This window comes from Gilvimarinus sp. 1_MG-2023 (genome assembly GCF_030548285.1).
In genome coordinates this window covers 181,985-204,302 of record NZ_JAUOSC010000002.1, presented here as the reverse complement: position 1 = coordinate 204,302, position 22,318 = coordinate 181,985, and the positions used below count along the sequence as shown (strand labels likewise).

Genomic DNA, 22,318 nt, shown 5'->3' with positions numbered 1-22,318 from the left:
TTTTATGATCGGGTGGCGGTATACAACAAACGGGCAAATACCATGAAAGCAGATATTCATCCTAAATATGAAAACGTAACTGCAAGCTGCAGCTGCGGTAACAAAATTGAAACTCGTTCTACTCGCGGTGAAGATTTTCACATCGACGTTTGTTCTGAGTGCCACCCTTTCTTTACCGGCAAGCAGAAAGTAGTAGATACCGGCGGCCGTATCGATCGCTTTAATAAGCGTTTTGCCAGCCGTATCGGTGGTGGTAAGTAAGCGATTACTACACCGCAGCGAGCAAAAAAACCCGCCTTGAGCGGGTTTTTTTATGCCTGCTAATTCTACTGTCTTCGATTGCTCATCTAAAAAAGTTCTTCCGGCAGTATGTCGGCGTTGGTGTTGTCGCCCCCGGCCGATTCGGTATCTTTGGTTGCGGGTACCTCGCTTGCTCGAAAGATCTCGAAGATGGCATCGGGGTCGTTGGCGGCGGCGCGTTTACCCGTTTCAGGGTCAATACGTACCGTGACAATACCGTCGGGGCGGCGAGGGGGTACCTCGGGATGATCTTGCAATGCCTCGCGCATGTAGTTGATCCAGATGGGCAGTGCCGCCGTGCCGCCGTATTCGTTATTACCGAGGTTGGTATTGTTGTCAAAGCCGAGCCAGGTGATGGTGGTAATGTCTGGGTTGTAGCCGGCAAACCATGAGTCTCTGGGGCCGTTGGTGGTGCCGGTTTTGCCGGCAATATCGCCTCGCTCCAGAACTCTAGCCCGGCGGCCAGTGCCGCGCGCGATAACATCGCGCAGCATCGAGTCGGCAATAAAAGCGGTTTCGGCGCTGAGTACGCGCGGCGCGCGCGGTAAAGTGCGCTCCGAAGGCTCCTGATCAGAACCCTCCCCGCCCAGTAATTCCTCTAATGTTTGCGCTTCGCTGGCGGGCTCTTGGGGTGAATCTTGCTCCGCTAAAGACTGGCCCTCGCACTGACGGCAAACGGTTGCAGGGGCTGCTTCAAATAAAACAGCGCCATCCACATCCTCGATACGCTCAATCAAGTAAGGTGACACTTTAAAGCCACCGTTGGCGAGGGTGGCATAACCTTCAGCCAGCTGTAATGGTGTCACGTCGTGACTGCCGAGCGCCAAAGAAAGATCGTAGGGCAGAGCCTCGGCGTCGAAGCCAAAGCGGGCAATGCCGCGGTGGGCGGTCTGTATGCCGATGGAGCGCAATATACGAATAGAAACGAGGTTGCGTGAGCGGTACAGAGCGGTACGCATTCGCATGGGCCCCAGAAAGCTGCCGCCATCGTTGACGGGGCGCCAGGTGCCCTCCAGGCTGGCATCTTCAATCACAATAGGCGCATCGTTGATTATGGTGGCTGGGGTAAAGCCATTATCCAGTGCCGTCGTGTAAATAAAGGGTTTGAAGGAAGAGCCCGGCTGGCGGGTGGACAGCGTTACCCGGTTGAAATTGCTTTTATTGAAGTCAAAGCCGCCCACGAGGGACACAATGGCGCCGTTGTTTGGGTTAAGTGATATCAGGGCAGCCTCTGCCTCTGGCAGTTGGGCCAACTGCCAGCCGTTGTCGCTGGGGCGTACGCGAATTAGGTCTCCTGGGGAAAAAATATCCGCGGTAGTTTGCGGTCGCTTGCCGCGGTAATTTTCATCAATATAGGGGCGTGCACTCGATAAACCGTCCTCCCACTGTAATGTGTAAAGGCTACCATCGGCGAATAATATCTCAGCGCTCTGCTCATCGGTGCTGCTAACAACGGCGGGTTTGAGGCCGCCGTAGGTGCTTATGTCCGCCAGCTGCTCAATCCAAGTGTCGGGGTCTTCTAGTCCTAAATTAGCCTCGGGCCCGCGATAGCCGTGGCGTTGATCGTAAGTAAGGACACCTTCGACTAAGACTGCTTGAGCCACCTCTTGTAAGTGAGCGTTTACTGTTGTGTAAACACTGTAGCCATCGCTATACGCTTGCTTGCCGTAGAGTGTGACGGCGTGTTGACGGGCCATTTCTGCCACATGAGGGGCGTAGAGTTCTGGGCTGAGGCCGTGGTACTCGGCGCTTACCGGCTCTTTGACGGCTTGGTCGTGAGTGGTTTGGTCAATATGGCCGAGTTCAAGCATACGACCTAAAATCCAGTCGCGTCGGATCAGTGCTCGCTGAGGGTTTGCCAGCGGGTTGTAGGCAGAGGGTGCCTTGGGGAGGCCGGCAATCATGGCCCATTGAGCTAAGCTTAGGTCGTTGATGTCTTTGCCATAGTAGACATTAGCGGCGGCCTGTATGCCATAAGCGCGGTTGCCAAAGTAAATTTTGTTGCTGTACAGCTCTAAAATCTCGGCCTTACTCAGTTCGCGTTCAATTTGCAGGGCCAGCAAAATTTCATTGAATTTACGGGCGAAGGTTTGCTTAAAGGTTAAAAAGAAGTTGCGGGCCACCTGCATGGTGATGGTGCTGCCTCCGGATTGGATGCTACCCGTTTGCAATAATTGTGAAGCGGCTCGCAAAAGTCCTCTAATGGAAACACCGTTATGGTCGTAGAATTGGGCGTCCTCTGCCGAAAGCAGTGCTTTTACATATAACGGAGGAATCTTTTCATAGCTAATAGGGGTGCGTCGCTGTTCACCAAATTCACCAATAAGCTTGTTATCGCTTGAATATATACGCAGCGGGGTCTGTAATTTAACCTCCCGTAGCATTTGAACATCGGGCAGTTTGGGGGCCAAATACAGGTACAAACCGGCAAACGTGACGCCGGTCACACCGCATCCCGTGAGGAATAGCCAGAAAACGACTTTGATAAAAGAATATTTTTTAAGCATTTTTTCTATGGGAATTAGTGGGTTAGCGATATTTACCTTATTGGCGATGCATTATACGGGGTTTTTTCCTGTTTACATACGTACGTTCTTGTTGCAGGCTTAACTTAAAGTGCTATAACATAAACGACGGCTAAGTTACGGATATAGATAGAAAAATGGGCATTTTCGGGTTCCTTGATAAAAAGACAAAACCGGTGCTGGGGCTAGATATTAGCTCTACCTCGGTTAAGCTCCTGGAGTTGAGTCGCAGTGGCGACCGCTACCGGGTTGAAACCTATGCGGTCAGACCACTCCCGCCAAACGCCGTTGTTGAGAAGAATATCAACGACACTGATGCGGTGGCTGAGGTGATCCGAGCGCTGGTGAAACAGTCTAAAACCAAGCTGAAACAGGCCGCTGTTTCGGTGGCGGGTTCGGCTGTGATTACCAAGGTGATTGAGATGCAGGCCGGGTTGTCTGACGACGATCTTGAAAACCGCATTTATATCGAAGCCGACCAATACATCCCCTTTGATACTGATGAGGTCTCCATAGACTTCGAGGTGCAGGGCGAGTCCCCTAACGATCCCGAACAAGTTGAAGTGTTACTGGCGGCCTGCCGTACCGAGAACGTCGAAACCCGTGTGGATACGATTCGGCAAGCCGGCCTTGAGGAAGAGGTGGTTGATGTCGAAGCCTACGCGATGGAGCGGGCGTTCGAATTCATACTTGAGCAGTTAGAAGATCAAGATAACCAAGTGGTGGCCGTACTTGATGTGGGCGCCACCATGACCACGCTCAGTGTTTTAGTGGACGGCAAAACCGTTTATACACGCGAGCAATTGTTTGGCGGTCGCCAATTGACCGAAGAAATTCAGCGCCGTTATGGTTTGTCGGCAGAAGAGGCGGGGCTTGCCAAGAAGCAAGGTGGCTTGCCTGACGACTATGATTCCGAAGTGCTTGAGCCCTTCAAAGAGGCGGTGGTTCAGCAAGTGACCCGCTCGTTGCAATTCTTCTTCTCGGCCAGCGAATACAATGATGTGGACTACATCGTGTTGGCTGGCGGTGTCGCTTCAATGGAAGGGTTGAACGTGCTAATCGAAGAGAAACTGGGCACGCAAGCGTTGGTTGCCAATCCATTTGCCAATATGTCGGTCGCCTCAAGAGTCAATGCAGCGGCACTGGCTAACGATGCGCCCTCCTTGATGGTGGCTACTGGCCTGGCAATGAGGAGTTTTGACTGATGGCGACAATTAATTTACTCCCCTGGCGCGATAAGCACCGGGAGGAAAAGAAAAAAGAATTTATCGTAATTATGGTCATTGTCGCTGCAATTGCTGCGGTGATTGCGTTTGCTTGGATTTCTCATGCTAACGGCAAGGTGGATCATCAGCGCGAGCGCAACCAAATGCTCGATCGCGAGATACAGCAGCTGGATAAACAAGTGAAAGAAATTGAGCAGCTGCAGGCCCGGCGCGAAGAGCTACTAGAGCTGATGCGCTTAATTCGTGATTTGGAAGGGACGCGTTCGGTCATTGTGCACCAGTTCGACGATTTGGTGAGAGCTTTGCCTGATGGGGTCTTTTTGACTAAGTTGTCACGTCAGGGGGATGTGGTAAGTATTTTAGGCATCGCCGAATCAAACAATCGCGTGTCTAGCTTTATGCGAAACTTATCGGCATCGGATTGGTATGATGACCCCAGCTTGTCTTCTGTCGAAGTCGCACCTGAAGAGGGTGGGCAGGCAAACGCGTTTGAAATGACAGTGAAAGCCGTCGTCTCTGCCGAGCTGAGTGATGCGTCTGAAGAGGGGGCTAACTAATGTCTTGGAAAGATGCTATAGAACGGGCACGGGACTTTGATTACAGCGACCCTGAGCGCTTAGGTGTTTGGCCTCTACCGACTAAAATTCTAGTCTGCGTGCTGATTGTAGTGGTTATTATTTTTGCTGCTTACTGGTTTAAAGTGAAGCCGATTGAGCAACAGTTAACCTCGGAGCAAATTAAAGAGAGAGGACTGTGGGATACTTTCGAGTTAAAAGCGGCGCAGGCTGCAAACCTCGATGCCTATAAGGCACAAATGGAAGAAATGAAAGCTTCCTTCGAGTCTCTGTTGTCACGTTTGCCTACCGATACTGAGGTGGCCGGCCTTCTCGATGATATTGATGCGCGCAGTGTGGAAAGTGGTCTGGGTGATTTCAAACTGGAACTGCAGCCAGAGCAGGATGCCGAGTATTATGTAGAAAAGCCCATGGAGATCAATGTGCGCGGCGGCTATCATGATTTTGGTGGTTTTGTCAGCGGCGTGGCAGGTATGCCTCGGATTGTGACCTTGCATGACTTTACTATTGAGACGTCAGATGGCGGTGGCGATTTAAGCATGCAAATAACCGCAAAAACTTATTACTATCAGGGTGGGGAGCAAAACGATGCTGAATAAAACCTCCAAACTGATTGTACTGGCAATGGCTTTGGCGTTATCGGCTTGTGGTGGTGGCGATTTAAGTAAGCTGCGAGATAACATTGAAGAGACCAAGCGTCGGCCAGGTAAGCAAATTGAGCCTTTACCCGTGTTTAGGCCACTGCCGCCCTTTAGTTATACGGCGATGACAAAGCGCAGTCCTTTTGAGCGTCCAGTTGAAGAATTGGCGAGCGTCAAAGGCGGCAAGACGGTCGAGCCAGATTTATCTCGTCCTAAAGAATACCTAGAAAACTTCAGCATCACCAATATGGCTATGGTGGGTACTGTTGAGCAAAAAGGAACGCTTTGGGCGTTGATCGATACGGGACCAGGCGCCCAGCGCAGCGTGGAACCGGTAACAGTGGGGAATTATATGGGGCGTAATCACGGCGAGATTATCACCGCATCACCCAGTCAAATTGAGGTGATGGAGATCGTAGCCGACGGCGATGGCGGCTGGGTTGAGCGTCCTCGTATTATTAAATTAGAAGAAAAGGAATAGGCAGTCATGCGTGCTTTGTTCTTAGTGGGGTTCAAGATGAAATACTCTCTAGCGTTGTTAATGGTGTCCATGCTGGCTCCACTTGTAGGGGCTGCTACCCTAGACGATATTCGATTTGCTGAGCTACCAAATCAGCGCTTTGAAGTGCAGCTGAAGTTTAACGATGCGCCGCCCGAGCCCGATGGGTATACCATTGAAAGCCCAGCGCGCATTGTGTTGGATTTTCCAGATGTGGTGAGCAATTTAAGTGAGCGTCATTATCCGTTAGCTTTTGATAATGGTACTGGAGCTCTGGTGATGACAGGTTCAGGTCGCACTCGGTTAATTCTTAATCTTGAGCGGCTGTCTGGTTACGATACACGTATTGAAGGCAATACCTACTTCGTTGAAGTTGGGTCAGGTAGTGGCTCTGCAGATTTACAGGTTAGCGACAATAAATCTGGAACTGCGACTGCAGTGAGTAAACAGAGTAGTGCGAGCAGTGATCGCGAAATTGCGGCGGTCGATTTCCGTCGTGGTGAAGACGGAGAAGGGCGGATTATTGTCGACCTGTCTAACAGCTCAATCAGCGCTGATATGCGTGACACGTCAGACGGTGTGCGTGTGCGCTTTGCCAATACCTTTGTCGAACAAGCGTTGCGCCGCCGCTTGGATGTGGTGGATTTCGCTACACCGGTAAATGTAATTTCGGTGGATAACGACGCGGGTGATGCGATTATTAATATCAGTGCGCAAGGGGATTACGACTACCTTGCATATCAAACTGGTAATCGTTACGTCGTTAGTGTTAAACCGTTAACCGAGAAAGAAAAAGCTGAGCAGGAGCGCCTTTTTGAATACACCGGCGCCCGCTTGTCCTTTAACTTTCAAGATATTGAAGTGCGGGCAGTGCTGCAAATCATTGCTGACTTTACCGATTTAAACTTGGTGGCTTCCGATACGGTGCAAGGGCGTATTACGCTGCGTCTGGATAATGTGCCCTGGGATCAAGCGCTCGATATGGTGCTGAAAACCAAAGGTTTGGACAAGCGTCAAGACGGCAATGTGCTGATGGTGGCACCCGCCGCGGAAATTGCCGAGCGAGAACGTCAGGAGTTGTCCACCAAGCGACAGCTTGAAGAATTGGCACCGCTGCGTACCGAGTACATTCGAATCAGCTACGCTAGCGCAGATGAAGTGTTTGCCATTGCCATGGGGGGCGAAAGTGGTAATCGCAGTGATAGCAATCGTGGCGCCACTTATTCACTGATGTCTGAGCGCGGTCATGCGGTTGTCGACGAGCGTACTAACTCCATTATTATTACCGATACCGCTGATCGGGTAGAAGACTTTAAGCGTTTATTGGAAGAGATCGATGTGCCCATTAAGCAGGTTATGATCGAAGCGCGCCTAGTCATTGCCAATAAAGACTTTCGCCAAGAGTTAGGGGTGCGCTGGGGTGGATTAGGTGCTAATTTGTCGAGCGACTCACTGTTCGAAGTTGGCGGTTCCACATCGGCCTTAGATTCATCTCCGGGCTCTCCAGCTGATTTCATCTACGGCGGCGGCACGGCAGATATCAATGAGAACATGATGGTTGATATGGGGATTCAAAACCCAGTGGGTAGCATTGCGTTTGGCTTGCTGACCGACAATACCTTTTTGGATCTTGAGCTGTCAGCCATGGAGTATAATGGCCACGCTGAAATTGTGTCTCAGCCCAAAGTGGTGACTGGCGATAAGCAGCAAGCGATTATTTCTACCGGTAGTGAAATCCCCTACCAAGAGGCCTCCGCCAGCGGTGCAACCTCGGCAAGCTTTAAGGAGGTGTTGCTAGAGCTGGATGTAACGCCTCAGATTACGCCAGACAACAATATCATTATGGATCTGATCATCAAAAAAGATCTGTTGGCCGAGTTTAACCAGGAGTTTGGTGTTCCTATTATTGATGTCACCAATGTCCAGACAAAGGTGCTGGTTAATGATGGTCAAACCATTGTGCTGGGTGGCATTTTTGAGATGGAGCAGCTTAAAGGTGTGGATAAAGTCCCGTTCTTTGGTGACATTCCTTTCCTTGGTCGCTTGTTCCGCCGTGACACCATCGCCACTGAGAAGAGCGAGTTGCTAGTCTTTATTACTCCTCGCATTATGTCTGATGAGTTAACCGATTAATTCATGATTCGAGCTCATGTATTCCTTGTCGGCCCCATGGGGGTCGGCAAGTCCACTATAGGCCGCATGCTGGCCTCTGACTTGGGTTTACCTTTCCTCGATACCGACCGTGTCATTGAAGAGCGCACAGGGGCGGATATTCCCTGGATATTTGATATGGAAGGCGAGGACGGCTTCCGTCAGCGTGAAACCAACGTATTGGCTGATATTTGTCAGATGACCGCATCGGTAGTTGCTACTGGCGGGGGAATTGTCACGCGAGAAAAAAACCTAGAGCTTATGCGCAATGCCGGGACGACTTGCTATTTGCAAGCTTCCGTCGAGCAATTGGTTGAGCGTACGGCACGGGACAAAAAGCGCCCATTGTTGCAAGTTGACAACCCGCGCGAAAAAATCGAGCAAATATTGGCCGAGCGAGAGCCCAGTTATCGTTCGGTTTCTCAGATCGTGGTGAATACTGATCGTTACGGACCTAAGGCTGCGGTACAAGAAATTTTGGAGGCGTTGTCCCGCTTGGGGGTTACCCCTTAACCTGCTGAAGAGTGTGATAATATGGCGGTTTTGAGTTAAGACAAGCCGCTATGAAAACGCTAAAAGTTGAGCTGGGTGAGCGCAGCTACCCGATCTATATTGGAACCCATCTAACTCACGATGCCAGTTTGTTGGCGCCTCATGTGCACGGTAAGCAAGTGTGTGTGGTCACCAATACTACCGTTGCCCCTCTATACCTAGAGCGCTATACAAGCCTGCTTCAACAGCAGGGCTTCGAGGTTTCCAGTGTGGAGCTGCCCGACGGCGAATCCTATAAAAATCTCGAAACCTTGGACCTTATTTTTACCCGGTTACTACAGGCGCGCTTTAACCGCAGCGGTACAGTACTCGCGCTCGGCGGCGGTGTGGTAGGGGATATGGCAGGCTTTGCCGCTGCCTGTTATCAGCGCGGCGTAAATTTTATTCAGGTGCCAACTACCTTGCTGTCGATGGTGGACTCTTCAGTGGGGGGAAAGACCGGCGTTAATCATGCCCTGGGTAAGAATATGATCGGTGCTTTCTATCAGCCTCAAGCCGTCTTGGCGGATGTGGCACAGCTGGCAACGCTCCCCAAACGAGAGTTGGCAGCCGGTGTGGCCGAAGTGATTAAGTACGGTTTAATTTGCGATCAAATGTTCTTTCAGTGGTTGGAAGAAAACATCGATCGCGTTATGAGCGGTGACCCTGAAGCGCTGGAGTACTGCGTGGAGCGATCTTGCCAGGATAAAGCTAAGGTGGTGGCTCAAGATGAACGCGAAGGTGGTATTCGAGCCATCTTAAACCTAGGGCATACTTTTGGTCACGCCATCGAAACGGCACAGGGTTACGGCAATTGGCTGCACGGTGAAGCGGTCGCCACAGGAATGCTGATGGCTGTCGATCTCTCCGTACGTATGGGGTTCGTGGAAAATTCCGTTTTAAAGCGCGCGACGGCGTTGGTTGAGCGAGCGGGTTTACCCGTTATGGGGCCGGGCAATATGAGCAACGAGCAATACCTGGAGCTAATGGCCGTGGATAAAAAAGTACAGGATGGCCGGCTCAGGCTTATCTTGCTGCGCCAGCTGGGCGAGGCCTTTGTTATCTCCGATATTGCTATCGATGCACTCAATCACACACTGGACGTCTTCCGTCCTTCCTAGAGAGGTGTAGGCGCGTGTCTATTGCCGATTATATGGAGACTTTAGGGTTGCAGCGCGACCCGTTTCAGCTCGATAATGGCCTGCCTTGGCAAGGGCTTACCGAGCTGGCGGCAAATGTTATTCACGAGCTGGAGTTTGTGTGCCCACTGGTGTGGGTGGTCGGTCATAAGGGGGCCGGAAAAACGACACTTGCCCATCTGTTGGGCCAGCAGTTGCAGGCCAGCGGTGAAGTCTTGTTGTTTAACGCAAGTGAGGGCGATAACCTTGCACAAATTACACGCCAGATTGGCGAGTTATTGCTCCTGCCCGATGACGAGTCAGCTGACCTGCTTTCTTCTATCGAACAGGTTGTCAATAACGAGCCTGTAGCCCCTATTGCGGTGGTGGTCGATAATGCCGATCTAATACCCCCTTCCAGATTAAACCAGTGGCTCTCTCAGTTTCAGCAGGCAGGCTTGCTTGCTTGCCGTAAGTTGAAAGTTATTCTGCTCACTTCGGAAGATCCGCAACAATTGGCCCTCAATAGGGCTGTGCCCGTGCATTCATACGCCATTCCGGAGCCAAGTCTCAATGCCGCATTAACCTGGCTCAATCAACTTATGTTGAATGCCGGTGCTGTCGACCCGGTGTTTGACGGCAAAACGGTCACGCCCTGGTGGCGTGAAGCCGAGGGCAACTTCAACAAGTTGCTTGAGCGAGCCAAAATACATTTATTGGCACAAGAAAGCAGTGTTACAGTCGCTCGGGCGGCTCCTGTAGAGACAGTTCTCCAGCTGAATGCGTTTGATCATGGGGGGCAAAATGGTGAGCCTGGTGTGAGTGTGGGGCGTGACCCGGCCCTCGAAGCAGGTGCTGACCGCCAATCGAGTCTTCCAGGGCGAAGCCTGCCAGTGGTGCATATCGTTACTGTTGCGGCTTTGTTGGCGGGTTTGATCGTGGTGTATTTATACTCCCCTGGGGGCAAGGTGGCACCTGAGTCTACTGCCGTGAAGCTGTCCATACCCGCCACGGTCGAGCAGCCCCGCGAGACACTTGCCCCAGCGACACTACAAACCACTCCGCTGGTCGAGGCGCCCCAATCGAGTAATTCCGCAAGCGAAATACCGAAGACAGCGTCAGTTGATGATAAAACAAAGGGGCTCAGGGAGCAGACTCAGACTGCTCGTAGCGAGCCTAGGATGGTGGCAGGGGGAGAAGTTATCTCGGCCTCAGTTGCGGGTAAGAAGCTAACCAGTAGTCACTCCCGGGCCTACTCAAGCATCAGGCCCGTCATCCCAGATTATAGTGCTGACGAGCTGGAAATTATGTCCTGGCCGGCAGAGTACTACACCCTGCAAGTGTTGGGGGTGAGCCAAAAGCAGTCTGCACAGAGATTTATCGCCGAGCAGAGCAATGCTAAGAGTTTGCGGCTTTACCAAACAGTACGGAAAAGTAAACCTTGGTTTGTGGTTGTCGTAGGGGTGTATGCCACCCGCGGCGAAGCCGAGGCAGCAAAAACAACTTTACCCGGCCTTCAGCGTCGAGCACAACCATGGTTGAGGCGGGTGCACAATATTCAGCAAGAGATTGAGTGAGATAAAGGCCCGATTACTCGGGCCTTTATTGATTAAGGTATGGAGGGCCATGCCGCCGTAATTGGGATATTGCCTACAGTCCAGCTTATGTCACCGGCGGACCCGTCATTATCAGCATCCATGTCCATTGACAAGCTGATGATACCGGCCGCTTGGTTGTCAGCCTTTATGGTAAGAGCGGCAATAGTCGGTTCGCTGCCGGGCGCAAACCCCTCTGGTGTCACAGTGGCTGTAATGCCGTCCGGAGCGTTGACCGATAGGCCGCTGGTTAGAGGTAAGCCGTTGCCGTTAATGTCGGCCAGTAGCAAATAAATAATGGCTGTTTCGCCTGCGACTAAATTGATTTGTGATGGTGCTCCCGGGATGCGACCGTCAGGAGTTCTGAAAAAACCTTGAAGGGCGCTGTTCATGACCAAGCGTACAGAGTTACGCACTAGCACCGAGTCGCGGCTGCAGATTCCCGCATCGTGATCTTCTTGGCGACATAGAGCGCCATTGTAGATGCCGTTACCAGGTTCATAGGTGTCGCTAAACTCGTTGTCAATATTGAAAATTTGTTCGTTGTAGTTGTGTTGACCGTTAAAGTTACGATCAATGTAGGGCGTCCCTAAGTCATCACAGCCCCATTGTTGGTTCTCTGCTGTTGAGGTAGGCACCGCTCGTTCACAATTAGCGGCGCGCCAAGCCTCATTACCACCGGTAGTGCTGGCGGCATTGAATGTTTCGCCCGCGTCGTACAGGCCGTTACCGTTATTGTCGATAAAAGATTCGTTGCCGATAGTTGTCGCCATGACGATGGCGCGGCCATTGCGGCATTCGGTCTCAGTCCCGGCAAGTAAACCGTTGGGTTCACAGCGCAAGACCGGCAGTGGTCCAGACTCATCGGCATATACTTGATGATCACTTTGAGGTTTTGGATCCTGGCTGCGCCAAATCGCACCGCACTCGCCCGGAGGGTGACGGGCATCTGAGACATCTTCGTCAATTATCTCTTCGGTAAGGCAGGCTGCCTCTACGCTACCGCCGTTGGTGGTGAGGTAAACAGGGGTGTCCTTAGGGACGGGGTTATTAAAGGCGTCGGCCACGTTGACGGTGATCAATGATTCCACGCCATTGACGTCCCAGCTAGTGGGGTAGAGTAGCTCGGTGGCAATACTCATACTGTTTTGATCGGGCAGGCCGGTTGACGCGACAACCCGGCTGGATTGTGTGGTTACACCATTGTCGGTGGTGGCTGAAACTCTTACGGCGGTGGGGATATTGCCTGATTGAATAATAGTGGATACATACCCGTTTTGATCAGAGGTGTCATTGGTTTGGGTTAGGCTGATGCCGCCTGCGTTAGTGTTGAGGCTAAACTCTACTTCAATATCCTTAACCGGCGCGCCAGTGCTGCCGCGAACCTGGAAGGTCACTTCTGAGGCCTCTGTGCCACCAGTACCTTTGAGTGAGATATATTCTGGCTCGGAGCTAATAAAGGTAACAGTGTTTACCGTGTCAGCAGCAAAAGGGATGGTGCCCGTGGCGGCTACGACAATCCCCTCATTAGTGGAGGTGGCCTCAATAATGTCTTCACCGGTACAGCTTGTAGCATTATAAGTGATGCTGGCGGTACCATTTTGCGCTGTCACAATGTTCCCTTGAGTTGTGCCGCCACTTTCCGGGTCAGGGTATTCAAATTGCGCTTCGCCATTAATAAAGCAGTTACTACTGAAAACCACCTCAGTCTCATTGCCGAGCAGGCGGTCATTTCTATAGAGGTTGACCTGAAGTACGGTAGAGCCGCCAGGGGCCAACTGATTGTCGTTCAGATTGGTTTTTATTTCGCCTGGTACAAATGTACCGTTCTCGACATATCCGATAGAGACTATGTTGGAGTCGGTGCCATCAGTTTCACTATTATTGCTGGTGTCACCGTTTAAATTGCCCAGTGCTGTGCCTGTACTGCTACCGCCGCCACAAGCGGCCAATCCTAGGCAAAGCGCCAGTGCGCTGCAGTATTTAGAAGCTTGTGCCCCGAATGTATGAATCCGCATATCTAAGTCCTGAAATTATCGGAATTGTCATTGTTCTTCGCCACCGAAGCGCCTGACGGTTTTTATCCTGACGGCGCTTTTGGGGTGGGAAATCCGTGTTTGCGAACGAAATCTGCCCGAAACACCGCTCCAATTGCTTAAACTAGCGCAATTTTCGAGCGGGATAAAGGCCTTATTGAATGAAAATGGCGATTAGTGACACATTTTTACAAATTCTTTTAATTTCAGGCCCTTGTTGTTAGGTGTTATTGTAGTTTCTAGTTGTGTTGTTGGCCAATTTAAGCTTGGGTTATTGCAATTGAAGCCACTTGCGCCTAACCTCGGACTTCATATTCAGCACCTTCATTTTAACAACCTAGAACGGCCGTAAATGGCTGGGATAATGCTTGTCCGCTTGCCTAAAAGGGCTCTAGCGGGTAATATTCTGCGCCCATTTGTAAGCCCCTCTAGTTCAGGGGCTTTTTTGTCTGGCGCGCTGTAATGACCTTTGGTAGTCGGCGGCGCGGGTTTAAACAGTATTAATTGAGAGACAGCGTATGACCACTGGTCTGTACAGTTTGGACGAGTTTAAAGATAACTGTGGCTTTGGGTTGATTGCCCATTTAAAAGGCAAAACCAGCCACCGTTTGCTTGAAACTGCGATCGAGTCATTGACCTGCATGACTCACCGCGGTGGTATTGCGGCCGATGGCAAAACCGGTGACGGTTGTGGCCTACTGCTGCAAAAACCGGACTCATTCTTGCGCACTGTGGCCGCCGAGGCTGGTTGCATGCCGCTGGCAGAGCTATACGGTGTCGGTTCCGTGATGTTGAGCCGCAGCGTTGAAAAAGCCGCCGCTGCACGTGAGGCGCTGGAGCAAGCACTGGCTGCAGAAGGGCTAGAAGTGGCCGGCTGGCGCGAATTGCCGGTGGATTCTAGCTGCCTGGGCCCCATGGCTCTGGAGTCTTTGCCGCTGTTTAATCATGTGTTTGTTAATGGCGTTGGCGAGCTAAGTAATGAAGAGTTCAGCGCTAAGCTGCTGATGGCACGCCGCCGCACTGAGCTGGCTTTAAAAGATGACAAAGCGTTTTATATTGCCAGCCTGAGCACCAGCATCCTGTCTTATAAAGGCTTGATGATGCCGGTGGATTTGCCCAAATTTTTTACTGATTTGGCCGATGAGCGTCTGGAGACCGCTATTTGTGTCTTCCATCAGCGCTTTTCCACCAATACCAGCCCACAGTGGCCGCTGGCTCAGCCATTCCGTATGTTGGCTCACAACGGTGAAATCAACACCGTAATGGGCAACCGCAACTGGTCGGTAGCGCGTACCGATAAGTTTTCGACCCCGTTGCTGCCTAAAATTACCGAAGTGGCCCCATTGGTCAACCGCACCGGCTCCGATTCGTCCAGCTTGGATAATATGCTGGAAGTGCTGCTTATTGGTGGTATGGAATTACATCGCGCGGTGCGTATGCTGGTACCACCAGCGTGGCAGAACGTTGAGCATATGGACTCCGATCTGCGCGCCTTCTACGAATATAACTCCATGCACGTGGAGCCTTGGGATGGCCCGGCCGGCTTGGTGATTACCGATGGCCGCTACGCGGTGTGTACACTGGATCGCAACGGTTTACGTCCTTCGCGCTGGGTTATTACCAAAGATGATCTGATTACTGTGGCGTCTGAGGTGGGTGTATACGACTACAAACCCGAGGACGTGGTGGCTAAAGGTCGCTTGGGGCCGGGCCAAATCTTATCGGTGGACACCGAAACCGGCAAACTCTATCACACGCAAGATATCGACAACCAGCTCAAGCAGGGCAAGCCCTATAAGCAATGGTTAAAAGATAACGCGGTGCGTATCGAGTCGACCTTGGAATCAGATGTAGCCGAAAATGGCTTGTCTGAGGCTGATATGAAAGCCTACATGAAGCAGTACCAGGTGACCTTTGAGGAGCGTGATCAGGTTTTACGCCCACTGGCCGAAGGTGGTCAAGAGGCTGTAGGCTCTATGGGTGATGATACCCCCATGGCAGTGCTGTCCAGTAAACAACGTCAATTGTACGATTACTTCCGCCAGCAATTTGCGCAGGTAACCAACCCGCCGATTGATCCACTGCGCGAAGCGATTGTGATGTCGCTGGAGACCTGTGTGGGGCGCGAACTCTCCGTGTACGAAGAGACTGAGGCACACGCCAACCGGGTGATTTTATCTTCACCGGTGCTGTCGCCGGCTAAATTCCGCTCTTTGAAAAATTTAGGCCGCGATGACTACCGGGCGCAAACCTTTAGCTTGGCTTATGATCCCGCTAACCTTAATTTGCAACAAGCGATTGAAAAGTTGCGCGATGATGTAGCCGAAGCGGTTCGTCAAGGTGCCGTTATTGTTATTCTCAGCGATATGGGGCTGCAAAAAGGCCAGTTGCCTATGCATGCGCTACTGGCTACCGGTGCCGTGCATCACTACCTGACCCAAGAAGGTTTGCGTTGTGACGCTAACATCGTGGTAGAAACCGGCACGGCGCGCGATTCACATCAAGTTGCCACCCTGATTGGCTACGGGGCAACGGCGGTCTATCCATACCTTAGCTACTACCTAATGAACGATTTGATTGACACCGGCGAACTGCTTATCGATGTGGATCAAGCCTATAAAAATTACCGTAAAGGCCTGGATAAAGGTTTGTTGAAGATTCTTTCCAAAATGGGAATCTCGACCATTACTTCTTATCGCGGCGCTCAATTGTTTGAAGCCATTGGCTTGGCGGAAGATGTGGTCGACATGTGCTTCCCGGGCACCGCCTCGCGCATTAAAGGCGCACGCTTTGAGGATTTACAGGCCGACCAACAAGCGCTGGCCAAAACAGCCTGGTTGGATCGCAAGCCTATTGTTCAGGGTGGTTTGCTCAAATACGTGCACGGTCAGGAATACCACGCCTTTAATCCGGATGTGGTGCAAGCTCTACAAGACGCTGTGCAAACCGGTGAGTGGAAGCAGTGGCAAAAATACTCTGACTTAGTGAACCACCGCCCGGTAGCAACCCTGCGTGATCTAATCAAAGTTCGCGGCGGTGCCGGTGAGCCGGTTGCACTGGATGAGGTAGAGCCAGTAGAGTCCATTATAAAACGCTTTGACTCCGCCGGCATGTCACTCGGCGCCCTGTCGCCCGAGGCACACGAAGCTCTGGCGGAGGCAATGAACTCCCTGGGTGGTCGTTCCAATAGCGGTGAAGGTGGTGAAGACCCCGTGCGTTTCAACTCGCCCAAGGTGTCTAAAATCAAGCAGATTGCCTCAGGCCGTTTTGGGGTAACGCCTCACTATTTGGTCAATGCCGAAGTGTTGCAAATTAAAGTAGCACAGGGTGCCAAGCCCGGTGAGGGCGGTCAGCTGCCCGGTGGCAAAGTGAATGATTTGATTGCACGCTTGCGCTACTCGGTGCCTGGCGTCACACTGATTTCACCGCCGCCGCATCACGATATTTACTCGATTGAAGACTTGGCGCAGCTGATTTACGACCTCAAGCAGGTCAACCCGGATGCGCTTGTATCGGTTAAGTTGGTGTCTCGCCCTGGCGTGGGTACTATTGCTGCGGGTGTGGCTAAGGCCTACGCTGATTTGATTACGATTTCTGGCTACGACGGCGGTACCGCGGCCAGTCCGCTGACCTCCATCCGTTTTGCCGGCTCTCCATGGGAGCTGGGGCTGTCGGAAACGCATCAAACGCTGCGTGCCAATGATCTGCGCGATAAGGTTCGGGTACAAACCGATGGCGGTTTAAAAACGGGCCTCGATGTCATTAAAGCCGCTATGCTCGGCGCTGAAAGCTTTGGTTTCGGTACGGCACCAATGGTGGCTTTGGGTTGTAAATATCTGCGTATTTGTCACCTGAACAACTGCGCCACCGGTGTTGCTACGCAAAATGAGAAGCTGCGCCGCGACCACTATATCGGCACCGTGGAAATGGCGAAAAATTTTTTCCGCTTTGTCGCTGAGGAAGCGCGATTGCTGATGGCCGATTTAGGCGTGCGGACCTTGGCTGAGTTAGTCGGCCGTGTCGATTTATTAGAATTGACCGAAGGCACGACTGCGAAACAGAAACAATTGGATTTGAGTCCGATTGTGCATACCGATGATTTCCTTGCTACCAAGCCTCAGCTTTGCGCGGTGGAGCGCAATGTACCTTTCGATAAAGGTGAGATGGCCGAGGCAATGGTGCGCGAGCTCTTGCCCAGTATTGAAGCCAGAACCGGTGGAGAATTCGCGTTTCATATCACCAATTGCGACCGCTCCATCGGGGCTCGCATCAGCGGTGAAATAGCTAAGCGTTACGGCAACCAAGGCATGGCCGACAAACCTATCAAACTGAACCTCACCGGTATTGCCGGACAGAGTTTCGGTGTTTGGAACGCAGGTGGCTTAGAGATGTATTTGCAAGGCGATGCCAACGACTATGTCGGCAAAGGTATGGCCGGCGGTAAGATCGTTATTCGTCCGCCGCAAGGGTCAGAATTCGCAACCAACAAAACCAGCATTATCGGTAACACCTGTTTGTACGGTGCCACCGGCGGTAAATTGTATGCAGCCGGTACAGCCGGTGAGCGTTGCGGTGTGCGTAACTCTGGAGCCCATGTTGTGGTGGAAGGCGCCGGTGATCACTGTTGTGAATACATGACCGGCGGTGTTGTCACTGTACTGGGTAATACCGGGGTTAACTTCGGTGCCGGTATGACCGGTGGTTTTGCCTATGTCCTGGATGACGACAATAGCTTTGTTGATCGCTACAACCACGAGCTGGTTGAGATCCATCGAATTGATACCGAATCACTTGAAGCCCATCGCAATAACTTGCGCGGCATAATCGAAGAGTTTACCGACGAAACCGACAGCGCTTGGGGAGCCGAGTTGCTGGCCGAGTTTGATGATTACGTGGGTAAATTCTGGTTAGTCAAACCCAAAGCAGCCAGTTTTAAAAGCTTGTTAGACAGCATTAAAACACGCGGCGAATAATTCTTTGGGTTGAACAGTTTAGAGGCATACAACATGGCCGATCGTTTAAGTAATAACTTTCAGTTTCTCGATGTGGGTCGCCAAGACCCACAGAAAAAGGACATAGATACCCGCCGACATCAGTTTGTGGAAATCTACGAGCCCTACAACAAAGAGCAGGTGGCCGATCAGGCACATCGCTGTCTTGAGTGTGGCAATCCTTACTGTGAGTGGAAGTGCCCGGTGCACAACTTTATTCCCAACTGGTTAAAGTTGATTTCCGAAGGCAATATTTTTGAAGCGGCTGAGCTGAGCCACCAAACCAACACCTTGCCAGAAGTTTGTGGTCGCGTGTGCCCACAAGATCGCTTGTGTGAGGGCGCTTGTACCTTGAACGACGGCTTTGGTGCGGTGACCATCGGTAATGCAGAAAAATACATTACCGATACCGCGTTCGCCATGGGTTGGCGCCCGGATATGTCGAAGGTGACCTGGACCGATAAAAAGGTCGCCATTATAGGTGCCGGCCCTGCCGGCCTTGGTTGTGCCGACGTACTGGTACGTAGCGGCGTTAAGCCTGTTGTCTTTGATCGCTACCCTGAAATTGGCGGCCTACTGACGTTTGGTATCCCCGAGTTTAAGTTGGAAAAAAGTGTACTTAGCCGTCGCCGTGAAATCTTTACCGAAATGGGTATTGAATTTCGTTTGAATACGGAAGTGGGCAAAGATATCACCATGGACGAGCTGCTGAATGATTACGATGCGGTGTTTATGGGTATGGGGACTTACACCTACATGAAAGGCGGCTTTGCGGGTGAAGATTTACCGGGTGTTTATGACGCTCTGCCGTTTTTGGTTTCCAATGTCAATCGCAATCTGGGCTTTGAAAAGAGCGCCGATGACTTTATCAGTGTTGCCGGTAAACGTGTTGTTGTGCTCGGCGGCGGTGATACCGCGATGGACTGTAACCGCACCTCGATTCGTCAGGGCGCCGAAAGTGTTGCCTGTGCCTATCGTCGCGACGAAGCCAATATGCCCGGCTCGAAACGCGAAGTCGCCAACGCCCGCGAAGAAGGGGTTGAGTTTTTGTTTAACCGCCAGCCGGTAGCGATTGTCGGTGAAGATAAAGTCGAAGGCGTCAAAGTGGTGACCACTCAGCTGGGCGAGCCCGATGAGAATGGTCGCCGTCGCCCCGAGCCAATTGCAGGCAGCGAAGAAATTTTACCTGCCGATGTGGTATTGATCGCTTTTGGCTTTAGACCTAACCCACCCGAGTGGCTCAAAGATCACGACGTTAATGTGAATAGTTGGGGAGGTGTTGAAGCACCCGAAGAGCAGGAATTCAAATTCCAAACCAGCAATCCCAAAGTCTTTGCCGGTGGCGACATGGTGCGCGGTTCCGACTTGGTGGTGACAGCCATCTGGGAGGGCCGAGAGGCCGCTGATGGTATCCTCGACTACCTCGACGTGTGATCGAAAAGCCGGTCTTATGACCGGCTTTTTTATGCCAGTGTTTGCCCCATAATAAATTGAGTACAGAGTCCGATGATGAGCGAGTTAAAGAACGACCGTTTTTTGCGCGCGCTATTGCGCCAACCCGTTGATATGACCCCAGTCTGGATGATGCGCCAGGCCGGTCGCTATTTGCCTGAGTATCGAGCCTCCAGAGCAAAAGCCGGTAACTTTATGGGGTTGTGTGGCAATCCGGAAATGGCTTGCGAGGTAACCATGCAGCCGTTGGAGCGCTACCCATTGGATGCGGCTATTTTGTTTTCCGATATTCTTACCATTCCCGATGCAATGGGATTAGGGCTGTATTTTGAAACGGGCGAGGGGCCAAAGTTTAAAAAGCCGGTAAGAACAGAAGCCGATATTAACGCTTTAAAAATTATCGATCCGCACAAAGATTTGCCTTATGTCGTGGATGCGGTCAGCCTGATCCGTCGTGAGCTGAATGGCCGCGTTCCCTTGATTGGCTTTTCCGGTAGTCCCTGGACACTGGCCACCTATATGATTGAGGGTGGTTCCAGTAAAGATTTTCGCCGCGCTAAGCAAATGATGTACAACACTCCCGAGCTGATGCATCAGTTGTTGGATACTCTGGCTGAGTCGGTCATCGTCTATCTCAATGCCCAAATTGAAGCTGGTGCCCAAGCGGTACAGATTTTTGATACCTGGGGTGGAGCCTTATCTCACGTTGCCTATCAAGAGTTTTCGCTGCACTACATGAATAAAATTGTCGCCGGGCTTATCCGCGAACGCGAGGGACGCCGCGTGCCAGTGATATTGTTTACCAAGGGCGGAGGTCAGTGGTTAGAATCAATGGCCGATACCGGCGCCGATGCATTGGGTTTAGACTGGACAACCGATATGAGTCAGGCTCGTGCCCGGGTGGGTGATCGGGTAGCGTTACAGGGCAATATGGATCCAACCATTCTCTACGCCTCGCCTGAGCGAATTCGCGAAGAAGTTAAACGCATTCTGGGCTCCTTTGGGCCCGGCCCGGGCCACGTGTTTAACCTAGGGCATGGGATTACACCAGAGGTTGACCCCGAGCACGCGGGCGCATTTATTCGAGCAGTTCACGAATTTTCAAGCTGTTAGACGGTAAAAGTGGCCGGATATGGCACATTTATTGTTTATTGATTAAACTGCCAGCTGTAGGGAATTTCCGGTACGGCGCCTGTGCTTGGCACTTCTGGCAGATCTAAGCTGTGAGTGCGAAGCTTGATAACACTGGAGCAGGGCGCCCGGGTGAGGATGACCCGGTATACACGAGAGGTAGTTTGTGGGAATCAAGCAGTTAAAAATCAATGTTAACGAGCTGACGGTGGGCATGTTTGTGTCCGGCCTGGATCGACCGTGGACGCAAAGCCCATTTCCTCTGCAAGGCTTCTATATCCGCGACATTGAGGAGCTGAAAAAGCTCAAAAGCTTGTGTAACCATGTTTATGTGGATGTGGTCAAAGGGCGCGCCCCAATGGCTATCAACCTCAAAACGATGGATGCTGAGTCCTCGTCTCAGTCGGTGCACAAGCGTCCAGGCAGCCGGGCACCCCTGGCGCCTCAGATCCCCGTTAAACCTATTAAAGTGAATCATCAGCATTATCCACCGGTAAAAGCCCTTCATCGCGAAGTTAAAAGTGCCAAACAACTGCATCAGAAAGTTTACATTGCAGTAGGTGAGATTCTGCAGAAGTTAGATTCTGAGCAGATGCACGACATGCCCATTGCTGAAACACGCAAGCTTGCCAGCGATATGGTCGACAGTGTGGTGCGCAACCCCGATGCATTAACTTGGCTCACTCGTGTGAAAGAAGCGGACGATTACACATACAGCCACGCTTTGCGGGCGTCGGTTTGGGCGATTTTATTTGGTCGCCATATCGGTATGGCGAAAAAAGATCTGGATATACTGGCACTGGGTGTCTTGTTAAAAGATGTGGGTAAAACACAGCTGCCACGCCGACTGTTGCTTAAGTCAGATTTGAATGAAAAAGAGCAGGAGGAGTATCAAAGCTTTGTGGAGTTGGGGGTGAATATTTTGCGCAACTCCCAAGGCGTTGAACCCAGAGTGATCAGTGTGGTTCGAACCCACTGTGAGCGCTTAGATGGCAGTGGATTTCCCAAGCAATTAGTGGGGGATAAAGTGCCTTTGCTCGGTAAAATCGCGGGCATTGTGACTTATTACGATACCGTAGTGACCCCGCGAGGCGCCACGGTGCCGACGGCGCCTTCTAAGGCGGTATCGCAATTGTACGATTTAAAAAATAGTCAGTTTCAAGAAGATTTAGTGGTGGAGTTTATCCGCGCTATTGGCCTTTACCCCACGGGTACCTTGGTGGAGTTGAACACCGGTGAGGTGGGTGTTGTGGTTGAGCAAAACTTTGAGCGGCGTCTAAAACCCTTGGTAATGGTTGTGCTGGATGCCATGAAGGAGCCGCTCGATAAGCATAAGTTGTTTGACTTGGCGGCAGACGATCGTCGCAAACAACAGCTGATTGATGCCGGTAAAAAAACTTTGGATGAAGTCCAAAAAGTGGAAATAGTGCGCGATCTAGAGCCCGGCAGCTACGAGGTGGATATTTTAAAAATTCGCGATGATTATTTACTGGCCGGCGAGAAAAAAGGCATTAAAGGCTTTATCAGTCGCCTGACCAGTGTATAGG

General features: G+C 51.6%; 15 protein-coding genes. 13 read left to right on the top strand and 2 right to left on the bottom strand.

The window, feature by feature from the left end:
* The first annotated feature begins 42 nt into the window (after positions 1-42).
* Positions 43-261, top strand: coding sequence for a 50S ribosomal protein L31 (gene rpmE / locus Q4563_RS03765; protein WP_215976948.1), 219 nt, complete (start codon positions 43-45; stop codon positions 259-261).
* Between the two features lie 86 nt (positions 262-347).
* Here rpmE and Q4563_RS03760 read toward each other — a convergent pair whose 3' ends face one another.
* Positions 348-2,807: a penicillin-binding protein 1A gene (locus Q4563_RS03760; RefSeq protein ID WP_442903703.1), complete on the bottom strand. Its 2,460-nt coding sequence runs from the start codon at positions 2,805-2,807 to the stop codon at positions 348-350.
* Positions 2,808-2,962: 155 nt separating this feature from the next.
* On the opposite strand from Q4563_RS03760, the gene Q4563_RS03755 reads away from it, so the two are divergent.
* The 8 genes from Q4563_RS03755 to Q4563_RS03720 are packed head-to-tail and all read left to right on the top strand — an operon-like array spanning position 2,963 to position 11,143.
* Positions 2,963-4,030, top strand: a complete 1,068-nt coding sequence (locus Q4563_RS03755) for a pilus assembly protein PilM (protein WP_303603650.1) — start codon at positions 2,963-2,965, stop codon at positions 4,028-4,030.
* Positions 4,030-4,608: a PilN domain-containing protein gene (locus tag Q4563_RS03750; RefSeq protein ID WP_303603649.1), complete on the top strand. Its 579-nt coding sequence runs from the start codon at positions 4,030-4,032 to the stop codon at positions 4,606-4,608. The genes Q4563_RS03755 and Q4563_RS03750 overlap by 1 nt, the downstream gene beginning before the upstream one ends.
* Complete coding sequence (locus Q4563_RS03745) at positions 4,608-5,225, top strand: type 4a pilus biogenesis protein PilO (protein WP_303603648.1); 618 nt, start codon at positions 4,608-4,610, stop codon at positions 5,223-5,225. Before Q4563_RS03750 ends, Q4563_RS03745 begins: the two co-directional genes overlap by 1 nt.
* Positions 5,215-5,748 carry a pilus assembly protein PilP gene (locus tag Q4563_RS03740; RefSeq protein WP_303603647.1) on the top strand — a complete coding sequence of 178 codons (534 nt, stop codon included), beginning with the start codon at positions 5,215-5,217 and terminating at the stop codon, positions 5,746-5,748. Before Q4563_RS03745 ends, Q4563_RS03740 begins: the two co-directional genes overlap by 11 nt.
* 36 nt (positions 5,749-5,784) lie before the next feature.
* Positions 5,785-7,899 (top strand): type IV pilus secretin PilQ, encoded by a 2,115-nt coding sequence (locus Q4563_RS03735; protein WP_303603646.1) that lies wholly within the window; start codon positions 5,785-5,787, stop codon positions 7,897-7,899.
* A 3-nt stretch (positions 7,900-7,902) separates the two neighbouring features.
* Positions 7,903-8,430, top strand: a complete 528-nt coding sequence (locus Q4563_RS03730; protein WP_215976954.1) for a shikimate kinase — start codon at positions 7,903-7,905, stop codon at positions 8,428-8,430.
* Between the two features lie 50 nt (positions 8,431-8,480).
* Complete coding sequence (gene aroB / locus Q4563_RS03725; RefSeq protein WP_303603645.1) at positions 8,481-9,569, top strand: 3-dehydroquinate synthase; 1,089 nt, start codon at positions 8,481-8,483, stop codon at positions 9,567-9,569.
* Positions 9,570-9,583: 14 nt separating this feature from the next.
* Positions 9,584-11,143, top strand: a complete 1,560-nt coding sequence (locus tag Q4563_RS03720) for an SPOR domain-containing protein (RefSeq protein WP_303603644.1) — start codon at positions 9,584-9,586, stop codon at positions 11,141-11,143.
* 32 nt (positions 11,144-11,175) lie between these two features.
* Here Q4563_RS03720 and Q4563_RS03715 read toward each other — a convergent pair whose 3' ends face one another.
* Positions 11,176-13,179 carry a hypothetical protein gene (locus tag Q4563_RS03715; protein ID WP_303603643.1) on the bottom strand — a complete coding sequence of 668 codons (2,004 nt, stop codon included), beginning with the start codon at positions 13,177-13,179 and terminating at the stop codon, positions 11,176-11,178.
* 536 nt (positions 13,180-13,715) lie between these two features.
* Between Q4563_RS03715 and gltB the strand changes: the two genes are divergently transcribed.
* The 4 genes from gltB to Q4563_RS03695 all read left to right on the top strand — a co-directional run bounded on the left by gltB (position 13,716) and on the right by Q4563_RS03695 (position 22,317).
* Positions 13,716-18,170 carry a glutamate synthase large subunit gene (gene gltB / locus Q4563_RS03710; protein WP_215976958.1) on the top strand — a complete coding sequence of 1,485 codons (4,455 nt, stop codon included), beginning with the start codon at positions 13,716-13,718 and terminating at the stop codon, positions 18,168-18,170.
* Positions 18,171-18,203: 33 nt separating this feature from the next.
* Positions 18,204-19,622 carry an FAD-dependent oxidoreductase gene (locus tag Q4563_RS03705; RefSeq protein ID WP_303603642.1) on the top strand — a complete coding sequence of 473 codons (1,419 nt, stop codon included), beginning with the start codon at positions 18,204-18,206 and terminating at the stop codon, positions 19,620-19,622.
* 75 nt (positions 19,623-19,697) lie between these two features.
* A complete protein-coding gene (hemE, locus tag Q4563_RS03700) occupies positions 19,698-20,753 on the top strand; it encodes a uroporphyrinogen decarboxylase (RefSeq protein ID WP_215976960.1) in 1,056 nt (351 codons plus the stop codon).
* A 184-nt stretch (positions 20,754-20,937) separates the two neighbouring features.
* On the top strand, positions 20,938-22,317 hold the full coding sequence (locus Q4563_RS03695; protein WP_303603641.1) for an HD-GYP domain-containing protein: 1,380 nt from the start codon (positions 20,938-20,940) through the stop codon (positions 22,315-22,317).
* Position 22,318: the final 1 nt, after the last annotated feature.

Bases quoted from the DNA above. Each gene is read 5' to 3' on its own strand.
- rpmE (WP_215976948.1), top strand. From the start codon at position 43: ATGAAAGCAGATATTCATCCTAAATATGAAAACGTAACTGCAAGCTGC.
- Q4563_RS03760 (WP_442903703.1), bottom strand. From the start codon at position 2,807: ATGCTTAAAAAATATTCTTTTATCAAAGTCGTTTTCTGGCTATTCCTC.
- Q4563_RS03755 (WP_303603650.1), top strand. From the start codon at position 2,963: ATGGGCATTTTCGGGTTCCTTGATAAAAAGACAAAACCGGTGCTGGGG.
- Q4563_RS03750 (WP_303603649.1), top strand. From the start codon at position 4,030: ATGGCGACAATTAATTTACTCCCCTGGCGCGATAAGCACCGGGAGGAA.
- Q4563_RS03745 (WP_303603648.1), top strand. From the start codon at position 4,608: ATGTCTTGGAAAGATGCTATAGAACGGGCACGGGACTTTGATTACAGC.
- Q4563_RS03740 (WP_303603647.1), top strand. From the start codon at position 5,215: ATGCTGAATAAAACCTCCAAACTGATTGTACTGGCAATGGCTTTGGCG.
- Q4563_RS03735 (WP_303603646.1), top strand. From the start codon at position 5,785: ATGAAATACTCTCTAGCGTTGTTAATGGTGTCCATGCTGGCTCCACTT.
- Q4563_RS03730 (WP_215976954.1), top strand. From the start codon at position 7,903: ATGATTCGAGCTCATGTATTCCTTGTCGGCCCCATGGGGGTCGGCAAG.
- aroB (WP_303603645.1), top strand. From the start codon at position 8,481: ATGAAAACGCTAAAAGTTGAGCTGGGTGAGCGCAGCTACCCGATCTAT.
- Q4563_RS03715 (WP_303603643.1), bottom strand. From the start codon at position 13,179: ATGCGGATTCATACATTCGGGGCACAAGCTTCTAAATACTGCAGCGCA.
- gltB (WP_215976958.1), top strand. From the start codon at position 13,716: ATGACCACTGGTCTGTACAGTTTGGACGAGTTTAAAGATAACTGTGGC.
- Q4563_RS03705 (WP_303603642.1), top strand. From the start codon at position 18,204: ATGGCCGATCGTTTAAGTAATAACTTTCAGTTTCTCGATGTGGGTCGC.
- hemE (WP_215976960.1), top strand. From the start codon at position 19,698: ATGAGCGAGTTAAAGAACGACCGTTTTTTGCGCGCGCTATTGCGCCAA.